The sequence below is a fragment of the Pseudonocardia sp. OZ21 genome (assembly GCF_059359135.1).
In genome coordinates, this window is the sequence record NZ_JCADBN010000017.1 from 39,351 (window position 1) to 50,965 (window position 11,615).

Sequence of the window (11,615 nt, forward strand, 5' to 3'; positions counted from 1 at the left end):
TGGGATCCGTCGTCAACCGGAAGAAGAACCGTGCGCATTGGTCTCGTGGCCCCACCCTGGATCCCCATCCCGCCGCCCGCCTACGGCGGCATCGAGCGGGTGGTCGCGGTGCAGGCAGCGGGGCTCGCCGCCGCCGGCCACGACGTGACGTTGTGCGCGGCGCCCGGATCGGCGGTCGAGGGCGTCCGCGTGATCGAACCGCTCGACCACCTGCCGGTCCAGATCGGCATGGCCACCGACGAGTGGCAGCACGTTCTCGGTGCGTTGGACGCGCTCGCCGACGTCGATGTGCTCGTCGACCACTCCGGTCCGCTGGGGGCGTTGCTCTCCGCCCAGGGCCGCGTCCCGTCGATGCACGTGGTGCACGGCACCCTCGAGGGCGAGCTGCTCGGCATCTACGAGGGGCTCGTCGCTCGCGCGCCGCGCCTGCGGCTCACGGCCATCAGCCGCTCCCAGCGGCTGGCGGCGCCGCACCTGCCGTTCGCCGGCGTGTGCCACAACGCGATTGACGTGGACACGGTGCCTTTCGGGGCCACCGCGCAGCCGTACCTGGCCTTTCTCGGCCGGATGGCGCCCGAGAAGGGCGCCGCGGAGGCGATCGTGCTGGCGCGCGAAGCCGGGCGGCCGCTGCTCATCGCCGCCAAGTGCCGGGAACCGGCGGAGCAGGCGTACTTCGATCGCGAGGTCGCACCGCACCTCGGCCCCGACGTGGTGTTCCTCGGCGAGCTCGGCCGGGAGGCGACCTACGAGTTCCTGTCCCGGGCGGCCGCCCTGCTGTTCCCGATCTCGTGGCGTGAGCCGTTCGGCATGGTGCTCGTCGAGGCCATGGCCTGCGGTACGCCGGTGCTCGCGACCGACCGCGGTGCGGTCCGCGAGATCGTGCGCGACGGGGTGACGGGGTTCGTCCGTGACACCGCCGCCGAGCTCGGCCCGCTGATCGACCGGCTGGGCGAGATCGACCGCGCCGCGTGCCGTCGCCACGTCGCTGAGCACTTCTCGCAGGCTGCGCTGGTCGAAGGCTCCGAGCGGTTGCTGGTCCCGCTCGCCGCTCGGCTCGACCCGCTCGAGGTGGGCACGTCGGTCATCCGGCCGCCCGTCGTTCCCGTCCACACCGGTCGGGGAGCGCTCCCGGCCGGCCGCACCCCCGTGCAGGCGACCGGATGACCGCCGGTGTCGAGCCCGTACGGGACGAGGGCCCGACCCAGGGTGTGCTCGCCGGTCCCGGGACGATCACCGCCATCGCCGGGCTGACCGTCGTGATCTCGGACGAGCGCGGCGACATCGCGCCCGGCCCGTTCGGCCTGATCACCGACGACACCCGCCACCTGTCCCGGCTGCAGGTGTCGGTGGACGGCGAACCGTTGCGGCATCTGGGATCGGGCCTGATCAGTCCGGACGTGGCCCGGTTCCGCAGCTACGCCACCCTGCAGGATCGGCTGCCGGACGCGCCGGTCGAGTGCGAGCGCCGGCGCCACGTCACGGCGGGGGGAATGGCGGAGACCCTCACCCTGCGCTGCTGGACGCCCGAGCCGGTGCGGTTGCGCCTGTCGATCCGGATGGACTCCGACTTCGCCGACATCTTCGAGGTGCGCAGGCTCGGCGGGGATCCCGGCGTGCCCTCGTCCAGCGTTGCCGTACAGCAGTCATCGGGACTGCTGAGCTTCGAGGCCGCCGGGACGCCGCGCACGACGGCGGTGTGCCTCGATCCGGCGCCTGATGTGCTGGCCGATGGTGAGGCGGTGTGGGACGCGGTGCTGCACCGCGACCGGCCGTGGGTGCTGCGGATCGAGGTACGGGCGTTGCGTGGCCAGGGCAACGAGGAGCGGGCGACGCTGCCCCAGCGGGTCGGTGCCGCGGCAGTGCCGGATCCGGTGGTGCAGAGCCGACCCGAGCACCTCGCCCGGGGTTGCCGGCGTTCGCTCGTCGATCTCGACGCGCTGAGCATCCCCGACGACCAGGACAGCTCGCGGCGGCTGCTCGCCGCCGGGATCCCGTGGTTCGTGGCGCTGTTCGGCCGGGACGTGCTGATCTCCAGCTACCAGGCCCGCGCCTTCCGGCCGGAACTGATGCTGGACGCCGTGACGGCGCTGGCCGCCCGCCAGGGCCGGGTCGACGACCCGGGCAACGAGGAGCAGCCGGGGAAGATCCTGCACGAGGTGCGCTTCGGCGACCGCCCGTGGCTGGGGGAGGGCACGGTCGGCGGAGCGAAGCCGTACTTCGGCAGCGTCGACTCCACCCCACTCTTCCTGATCGTCCTGGGCCAGGCGATGCGGTGGGGCGCCCCGCGGGAGGCGATCGAGGGTCTGCTGCCCGCTGCCCGGGCGGCCCTGGGATGGCTCCGCGGTCCCGGCGACCTCGACGGTGACGGCCTGGTCGAGTACAGCCCCACCGGATCGCGGTCGTTGGCCAACCAGGGCTGGAAGGACTCCGAGAACGGGGTGCAGTTCGCCGACGGCCGGCTCGCCCGGCCGCCGGTCGCGCTCGTCGAGGTGCAGGGCTACGCGTACCGCGCCCGGCGCGAGCTCGCGGCCGTGCTGGCTCACCTCGGCCACCCCGCGGAGGCCGCTGACCTGATGGCGGAGGCGGACGAGCTGCGGGAGCTGATCCGGCGCCGGTACTGGCGGCCGGGCTCGGGCGGTGCGCCCGGCTCGTTCGCCTTCGCCCTGGACGGCGACAAACAACAGGTCGACGCGATCAGCTCGAACATGGCGCACCTGCTGTGGTGCGGCGTCCCGTCCCAGGACGAGGCCGAGCAGGTCGCGGCACACCTGGTGAGCCCGGCGATGGCCAGCGGATGGGGGCTGCGCACGCTCTCCGGCGAGATGGCGGGCTTCAACCCGATCTCGTACCACGTGGGCTCGGTCTGGCCGCACGACACGGTGCTGGCCTGCGAGGGTCTGCGCCGGTACGGGCTCGACGAGCCCGCGATGCAGCTCGCCGGTGACCTGCTCGACGCGCTGGCGGTCTTCGACGACCGACTACCGGAGCTCTTCGGGGGACACCGTCGTGAGCCGGGCGACTTCCCGGTGCCCTACCCGACCGCCTGCCGTCCGCAGGCCTGGGCAGCAGGCGTGCCGCTGGCGATCGTCGCGCTGTGTCTCGGCCTCGATCCCGATGTGCCGGCCGGGACCCTGTCGCTCGACCCCGTGCTTCCCCGAGGGCTGAGCCGGTTCGAGGCTCTCGGGATCAACCTCGCCGGGGGTGAGCTCTCCGTCGTCCACGACGGCGACGGCACCACGCTGATCAGCACCCCCGCCGGGCTGCGGGTCGGGTTCGGCTGAGTCGTCACCGCTGCCGGACCTCACACGGAACGTCATCGGAGGCAACCCGTACGTAATAAGAATCACGGATTTGGGACAAGGGGGGCGATGTTGACCGGTACTTGTAAGGTAAGCCTATCCAGGGCTCCCCCGGCCGGAAGGACGACGATGGTGCACCCCCGGCGTGGACACTGCGCTTCGGTCAGGACGGAGATCGTGGACGTCGTCGGGGTCGGTTTCGGCCCGTCCAACCTCGGTCTCGCGATCGCCATCGCGGAGCACAACGCCACCGCGCCCCAGCGGCTGTCGTGCCGGTTCGTCGAGAAGCAGGCCCGGTTCGGCTGGCACCGCGGCATGCTGCTCGAGGACGCGACGATGCAGGTCTCCTTCCTGAAGGACCTGGTCACACTGCGCAACCCCACCAGCCCGTTCAGCTTCCTGGCCTACCTCAAGCGCCACGACCGGCTGGTCGACTTCATCAACTACGGCAGCGTGTTCCCCACCCGGCTGGAGTTCCACGACTACCTGGAGTGGGCCGCTGCGCGCTTCGCCGGCCAGGTCGACTACGGCTGCGAGGTCGTCGCGATCGAGCCCGCCGTCGGTGCCGACGGGAGCGTCGACCACCTGGTCGTCGAGGTCCGCGACTCCGCCGGGCGCACCGTCCGCCAGCCGGCTCGCAACGTCGTGCTCGCCACCGGGCTGCGGCCCCACCTCCCGTCCGGCGCGGTGCTGGGGGAGCGCATCTGGCACAGCAGCGAGCTACTCACCCGGCTCGGTGAGCTGGGCGGCGGCCCGCCTGCCCGGGTCGCGGTCGTCGGTGCCGGGCAGAGCGCCGCCGAGAACGTCGACCACCTGCACCGGACGTTCCCCGACGCCCAGGTCTGCGCCGTCTTCACCCGCTACGGCTACAGCCCGGCCGACGACACGTCGTTCGCGAACCGGATCTTCGACCCCGGTGCCGTCGACGACTTCTACTCCGAACCCGACGAGGCCAAGCGCCTGCTTCTGGGCTACCACGCCAACACGAACTACTCCGTGGTCGACCCCGAGCTGATCAAGACGCTCTACCGCAGGCACTACCACGAGCGCGTGGCGGGCCGCGAGCGGTTGCGCTTCCTCAACGTCACCCGGGCGGCCGGCGCCGTGCAGGTGGGGGACAAGGTCGAGCTCGCGATCGAGTCGTTGCTCGACGGCACGCGGGACGTGCTCGACGCCGATCTCGTCGTCTTCGCCACCGGTTACCGCCCGTGCGACCCGCTGGAGGTGCTCGGCCCGTTCGGCGCCTACTGCCGCCGCGACGCGGCGGGCCTGCTGGCCGTCCACCGCGACTACCGGGTGGTCACCGACCCGGAGGTCACCGCAGGCGTCTACCTGCAGGGGCCCACCGAGCACACCCACGGCCTCTCCTCGACGTTGCTGTCCACCACGGCGGTGCGCAGCGGCGAGATCGTCACGTCCATCGCGGCCCGCTCGGCCGCCTCCACCGTGGACCGTCGTGCGGATGGCTTACCCGCCTCCGCGACGTCCCGGTGACCGGGGCCTCGACAGCCACCCACGAGCACCAGGAGGACCGATGTCCACCAACCCCTTCGACGACGACAGCGGCACGTTCTACGCACTGGTGAACGCCGAGGGCCAGTACTCCCTGTGGCCGACGTTCGTGCCCGTGCCCGAGGGCTGGACGGTCGCGCACGGGCCCGCTGCCCGGCAGAAGTGCCTCGACCGCATCGAGGAGACCTGGACCGACATGCGCCCGGCGAGCCTCATCGCCCAGATGGACGCCGACGCGGCGGGCCGCACCCGTGCCTGAGCTCACGACTCGTCGCGCGCCGCAGTACTGCCGGACCCCGGGGCCCACCGGCGTCGACCCGCTCTCGGCGGCGCTCCGGCTCGCGCGCTCCAGCCCGGGCCCCTACGTGCTCTACGAGCGCCCCGACGAGGTGTCCTACGGGGCGGGCGCGCTCGTCGAGGTGCTGCTGGACCGCGAGGGCATCCACTTCCGCCAGGGCCCGACCACATCCCTGGTGCCTGCGGGCGACCGGCCGCTCGACCGTGTCGCCGAAGTGCTCGCCGGCACCGGGATCGAGGGCTGGCGCGCGTACGGCTGGATCGCGTTCGAGCTGAGCTACCTGCTCCACGGCATGCCCGATGCAGTGGGTGCGGGCCCGCTGCTGCACCTGGTCGTCCCCGAGCAGGAGGCGCGACTGTCGACCGACGCCACCGAACTGCGGGACGTGCGGCCCGAAGGCCTGACCGAGCTCGCCACCCGGCTCGCCGAGGTGGACGGATCGGCACTGCCCACGGCCCGCGCGACGGTCGACGACACCGCGGGGGGCGCCGACTACCGGCGTGCGGTGGCCGACGCGGTCGCGGACATCCGCGCCGAGCGGCTGCAGAAGGTGATCCTCTCCCGGGTGGTCCCGGTGGCCGAGGAACTCGACCTCGCGGCCACCTACGAGGCCGGCCGCCGGGGCAACACCCCGGCGCGGTCGTTCCTGCTGCGGCTCGGGGACCTCTGCGCCGCCGGGTTCAGCCCGGAGACGATCGTCGAGGTCGCCGCCGACGGCACGGTGTCCACCCAGCCGCTGGCCGGCACCCGCGCGCTGTCCGGCGACGCCGCGATCGACCTGAAGCTGCGCCGGGAGCTGCTGACCGACCCGAAGGAGGTCTTCGAGCACGCGGTGTCCGTGCAGGGCGCGCACGACGAGATCGCCGCGCTGTGCCGTCCCGGATCGGTGCACGTCGACGGGTTCATGCAGGTCAGCGAGCGGGGCAGCGTGCAGCACCTCGCGTCGAGGGTGACCGGCCGGCTCCAGGAGGGGCGCACCTGCTGGGACGCGTTCGCTGGGCTCTTCCCGGCCGTCACCGCATCGGGGCTGCCGAAGTCCGCGGCCTGCGCGGCCATCCGCGACCACGAGACCGAGCAGCGGGGGCTCTACAGCGGCGCGGTCGTCGTCGCGGACGCCGACGGCAGCCTGGACGCGGCACTCGTGCTGCGCACCGTCTTCCAGCAGCACGGGCGCACCTGGCTCCGCGCGGGGGCCGGGGTGGTGGGTCAGTCGACGCCCGAGCGGGAGTTCGAGGAGACGCAGGAGAAGCTGCACAGCGTCAGCCGGTACCTGGTGCCTGCGGCAGCGGCCGGTGCGGTCCGCTCGGGGGCGGATCCGGCCGCGGCGGTCGCCTCGTGAGCGCGCCGGCCCCCGACCTGACGCCCGACGGGCTGCGCGCCACGCTCGCCGAGCTCACCGGCGAGGACGTCGAGGACATCACCGACGACGTCTCGCTGTTCGAGCTCGGCCTGGACTCGATCACGCTGATGCAGCTGGCCAACGGCTGGCGCCGGGCCGGGCTGGACGTCGACTTCGCCCGGCTCGCGGAGCACCCCACGGTGTCCGCGTGGTCCGCGCTGCTCACGGGCGGCTCCCCGGGCGCCGCGGCACCGGCGGTGGCGCAGTCACCGGCGTCGCCGCCTGCCGATCCGGCCTTCGACCTGGCCCTGATGCAGCACGCCTACTGGGTCGGGCGCACCGAGGGGCAGCCGCTCGGCGGGGTCGCGGCGCACCTCTACACCGAGTTCGACAGCCCAGTGTCCGACAGCTCAGGGCCCGGCGTCGACCCGGAGCGGCTCGCCGCGGCGCTGGGTGCCCTGGTCGCCCGGCACGACATGCTGCGGGTGCACATCTCCGACGACGGACGCCAGGAGATCGGCCCGGTGGCCCCGGACGAGGGCCGCCGCCGGCTCACCGTCCACGACCTGCGCGGGCTCCCGGACACCGGGGTGGAGGCGGCGCTGGCCGCCACCCGCGACGCGCTGTCGCACCAGCAGTTGGACATCGCGGGCGGCGAGGTGCTCACCGCGGCGCTGACCCTGCTCCCCGGCGGGCGCACCCGCCTGCACCTCGACGTGGACATGGTGGCGGCCGACGCGGTGAGCTACCGGATCCTGCTCGCCGAGCTGGCCAGGCTCTACCGCGATCCCGACGCCGTGCTGCCGCCGATCGGTCTGACCTACCGCGACTACCTGGCCGCCCGGCGGGCACAGGGTCGCGACGAGGGCGACCGGGCGGCCGGGCACTGGCGCGAACGGCTGGCTGAGCTGCCCGGCGCGCCCGACCTGCCGCTCGCGGCCGACCACCCGGTGCCCGGACCGGCCCGCGTCGTCCGCAGGCACCTGCTGCTCGACGAGGCGGAGCGCGTGGCGCTGGCCGAGGGGGCGCGGCGCCACGGCGTCACCCTCGCGGCGGCGGTCGCCACCGCCTTCGCCGAGGTACTCGGGGCCTGGAGCGCCCAGCCGCGGTTCCTGCTCAACGTGCCGCTGTTCGACCGCGCCCCCCTGCACGCGGACGTCGAGCGGTTGGTGGGCGACTTCACCAGCTCCGTGCTGCTCGCCGTCGGCCTCACCGAACCGATCCCGTTCGCCGACCGGGCCCGGGCGGTCCGGGCCAGGCTGCACGCCGACACCGCTCACGCCGCCCACTCCGGCGTCGAGGTGCTGCGCGACCTCACCAGGGCCCGGGGCGAGCAGGTGCTCGCCCCGGTGGTGTTCACCAGCGCGCTCAACCTCGGCGAGCTGTTCGGCGAGATCGTGCACGAGACGTTCGGCGAGGCCGTCTGGATCATCTCCCAGGGGCCGCAGGTGCTGCTCGACGCCCAGGTCACCGAGCTGCACGGCGGCCTGCTCGTGAACTGGGACGTGCGGGTGCGGGAGTTCGCCCCCGGCGTGGTGGACGCGATGTTCGCCGCGTTCGCCGATCTCGTGCGCCGGCTGGGCACCGAGCGCGCGGCCTGGGAGGTGCCGGCCGGGGGACTGGTGCCGGCCGGTCAGCTCGCCGTGCGCGCCGCGATCAACGACGCGGCCACCGACCCGGGATGGCAGCCGTCGCGGCGACTGCTGCACGAGGGCTTCTTCGCCGTGGCCGCGCAGCGCCCGGACTCACCCGCGGTGGTCGGTGACCACGCCGCGCTGACCTACGGCGAGCTCGCCGACCGCGCGCTCCGCACCGCCCGGTGGCTCGTCGCCCGCGGCGTCCGCCCGGGCGACCTGGTCGGCGTGACGCTGCCCAAGGGCTCCGACCAGGTGGTCGCGGTGCTCGGGGTGCTGGCGGCGGGCGCCGGGTACGTCCCGGTCGGGGTCGAACAGCCGCAGGCGCGTGCGGAGCTGATCGCGTCCGTCGCGGGCTTCGACGTCGTGCTCGACGGCGACACGCTGGCCGCCGCGGCCGCGGCGGAGCCACTCGCCGCTGCGGTGCCGAGTGATCCCGAACAGATCGCCTACGTGCTGTTCACCTCCGGCTCGACCGGAGAGCCGAAGGGCGTGGAGGTACCGCACCGAGCGGCGATGAACACCGTCGAGGACCTGGTGGACCGCTACGCGCTCGGCCCGGCCGACCGCACGCTCGCCATCTCCGCGCTGGACTTCGACCTCTCCGTGTTCGACATCGCGGCGCCCCTGTCCGTGGGCGGCGCCGTCGTCACGGTCGGGGAGGACGCACGGCGCGAGGCGCACGCGTGGGCCCGGCTGGTGCGCGAGCACCGGGTGACCGTGCTCAACTGCGTCCCGCCGCTGCTCGACATGCTGCTGCGCTCCGGTGAGCGGCTCGGCGACAGCCTGCGGGTGGTCCTGCTCGGTGGCGACCGCGTGGGCGTCGACCTGCCGGGACGGCTGCGCGAGCAGGTGCCCGGCTGCCGGTTCGTCGGCCTCGGCGGCACCACCGAGACCGCGATCCACTCCACGGTCTGCGAGGTGGTCGACGCCGTCGTGCCCCCGGACTGGCAGTCGGTGCCCTACGGCAGGCCGCTGCGCGGCGTCCGGATGCGGGTGGTCGACGGCCAGGGCCGCGACGTCCCGGACTGGGTGCCCGGCGAGCTGTGGATCGGTGGAGCCGGGGTGGCCCACGGCTACCGCGGCGACCCCGTCCGCACCGCCGACCGCTTCCTCACCGGCGACGACGGGCGCTGGTACCGCACCGGTGACCTCGCGTGCTACCGGCCGGACGGCACGGTCGAGTTCCTCGGCCGCCGCGACGACCAGGTCAAGATCCGCGGCTTCCGGATCGAGCTGGGCGAGGTCGAGGCGGCGCTGGTGGCCGTGGGTGCCGCGGCGGCGGTGGCCGTGGTGGTGGACGGCACGCTCGCCGCGGGCGTCCTGCCGGCCACCGCGGACCGGACGGCGGGCGGGACGGCGGCCCCCGAGGCACTGCGGGCCGCGGTGCGCGGACTGCTGCCGCCACACATGGTCCCCGAGCGTGTGGTCGGACTGTCCGCGCTGCCGCTCACCGCCAACGGGAAGGTCGACCGGCGGGCGGTCCGGCAGCTGGTCGAGCAGGCGGGGGCGGGCGGCACCGGCCGAGTCGCCCCGTCCGGACCGGTGGAGTGGGCGATCGCGACGATCTGGGCCGAGGCGCTCGGGCGGTCCGAGCCGGTCGGCACCACCGAGGAGTTCTTCGCGCTCGGCGGGGACTCCCTGATCGCCACGGAGATCGTCGCCGACCTGCGGGCCGACCTCGGCGCCGCCACCGCCTCCGTGCGGACGCTGCTCGCCGCGCCCACCGTGACCCGGCTGGCCGCGCGGCTGCTCGCCGACGATCCGGAGCCCGAGCGGCTGGGGCGGGCCGCGGAGATCTTCTGCGAGCTCGCCGAGCTGTCCGACGCCGAGGTCGCCGCACAGCTGGCGAGCCGGCTATGACCGGCGCCGACATGACCGGCGCCGGACGCCTCGACGGCGTCGAGTACTGGCCGGACGAGCTCGTGGCCCGGTACGTGGCGGCGGGCCACTGGCGCGACGAGACCCTCGGGGAGCGGCTGGGCGGCTGGGCCGCCCGCTACGGCACGGCCACCGCGATCGTGGCGGGCGAGCAGCGGCTGAGCTTCGTCGAGCTCGACCGGCGGGCCGACGAGACCGCGGCCGGGCTGCGTGCGCTCGGGATCGCTCCGGGCGACCGCGTCGTCGTGCACCTGCCCAACACCGCGGAGTTCGTGGTGGTGCTGTTCGCGCTGCTGCGCCTGGCCGCGGTGCCGGTGCTGGCGCTGCCGGCGCACCGGCGCACCGAGATCGAGCACTTCGCGGCGCTGGCCGACGCCGTGGCCTACGTGGTTCCGGACCGCCACGACGGGTTCGACCACCGGGAGCTGGCCGCGCAGGTGGCCGCGGCGGTGCCCGCGCTGCGCCACGTCATCGTGGCGGGGGAGCCGGGGCCGTTCACCGCGCTCGCCGCGCTCCCGCCGGGGAACTCCGCGCCGCTGCCCACGGTCGATCCCGGCGACGTCGCGGTGCTGCTGATCTCCGGTGGCACCACCGGCAAGCCGAAGCTGATCCCGCGCACCCACCGCGACTACGCCTACAACGCCAGGGCCAGCGTCGAGGTCTGCGGGCTCACCGCGGACGACGTCTACCTGGCCTGCCTGCCGATCGCCCACAACTTCCCGCTGGCCTGCCCGGGCCTGCTCGGGGCGCTGGAGGTCGGCGCGCGCGTGGTGATGGCGCCGGTACCGAGCCCTGACGTGGCGTTCGCGCTGGTCGAGCGGGAGCGCGTCACCGTCACCGCGCTGGTTCCGCCGCTGGCCCGGCTGTGGGTGGACGCGGCCGAGTGGGACACCCGCGACCGCTCCAGCCTGCGGCTGCTGCAGGTCGGCGGCGCGAAGCTGGACGAGGTGCTCGCCCGCCGGGTCCGTCCCGCGCTGGGGTGTGCGTTGCAGCAGGTGTTCGGCATGGCCGAGGGCCTGCTCAACTACACCCGCCTCGACGACCCCGACGACATCGTCGCCGGTACCCAGGGCCGCCCGCTGTCGCCGGACGACGAGCTGCGGGTGGTCGACCGGGACGGCGCCGACGTCGCGGCGGGGACGGTCGGGGAGCTGTGGACCCGCGGCCCGTACACGATCCGGGGCTACTACCGGGCGGCCGAGCACAACGCCACCGCGTTCACGCCCGACGGCTTCTACCGCACGGGAGACCTGGTCCGGCGGCTGCCGACCGGGCATCTCGTCGTCGAGGGCCGGGTCAAGGACGTGATCAACCGGGGCGGCGAGAACGTCTCGGCCTCGGCGCTGGAGGAGAACCTGCTGGCGCACCCGGCGATCGCGGCGGCCGCGGTCGTGGGCCTCCCGGACGAGAACCTCGGCGAGGCGGTGTGCGCGGTCGTGGTGCTCGCGGCCGGGGCGACGGCACCGAAACCGCGGCAGCTGCGGGCGTTCCTCGCCGAACGCGGGCTGGCGCGGTTCATGTACCCCGACCGGCTCACCGTCACCGACCGGCTGCCGCTCACAGGCGTCGGCAAGATCGACAAACGCGCTCTGGTGCAGCGGCTTCGTGCCGCGCAGGCATGACCCCGCCGCCGGAGCAGAACCAGCGCAGAA

7 protein-coding genes are annotated in these 11,615 nt (G+C 74.2%); all 7 read left to right on the top strand.

Annotated elements, in window-relative coordinates:
* Window positions 1-30 precede the first annotated feature (30 nt).
* Entirely contained in the window at window positions 31-1,164 is a 1,134-nt protein-coding gene (locus AC5L35_RS30430; protein ID WP_495063167.1) for a glycosyltransferase, read from the top strand.
* The gene (locus tag AC5L35_RS30435; protein WP_495063168.1) at window positions 1,161-3,281 is read left to right on the top strand and encodes an amylo-alpha-1,6-glucosidase; all 2,121 of its coding nucleotides are present in this window, start codon (window positions 1,161-1,163) and stop codon (window positions 3,279-3,281) included. Before AC5L35_RS30430 ends, AC5L35_RS30435 begins: the two co-directional genes overlap by 4 nt.
* Window positions 3,282-3,476: 195 nt before the next feature.
* On the top strand, window positions 3,477-4,793 hold the full coding sequence (locus AC5L35_RS30440; RefSeq protein ID WP_495063169.1) for a lysine N(6)-hydroxylase/L-ornithine N(5)-oxygenase family protein: 1,317 nt from the start codon (window positions 3,477-3,479) through the stop codon (window positions 4,791-4,793).
* A 40-nt stretch (window positions 4,794-4,833) separates the two neighbouring features.
* Entirely contained in the window at window positions 4,834-5,070 is a 237-nt protein-coding gene (locus AC5L35_RS30445; protein ID WP_495063170.1) for an MbtH family protein, read from the top strand.
* Window positions 5,063-6,448, top strand: coding sequence for a salicylate synthase (locus AC5L35_RS30450; RefSeq protein WP_495063171.1), 1,386 nt, complete (start codon window positions 5,063-5,065; stop codon window positions 6,446-6,448). Before AC5L35_RS30445 ends, AC5L35_RS30450 begins: the two co-directional genes overlap by 8 nt.
* Window positions 6,445-9,945, top strand: coding sequence for a non-ribosomal peptide synthetase (locus tag AC5L35_RS30455; RefSeq protein ID WP_495063172.1), 3,501 nt, complete (start codon window positions 6,445-6,447; stop codon window positions 9,943-9,945). The genes AC5L35_RS30450 and AC5L35_RS30455 overlap by 4 nt, the downstream gene beginning before the upstream one ends.
* A complete protein-coding gene (locus tag AC5L35_RS30460; RefSeq protein ID WP_495063173.1) occupies window positions 9,942-11,585 on the top strand; it encodes a (2,3-dihydroxybenzoyl)adenylate synthase in 1,644 nt (547 codons plus the stop codon). The genes AC5L35_RS30455 and AC5L35_RS30460 overlap by 4 nt, the downstream gene beginning before the upstream one ends.
* The last annotated feature ends 30 nt before the right edge of the window (window positions 11,586-11,615 follow it).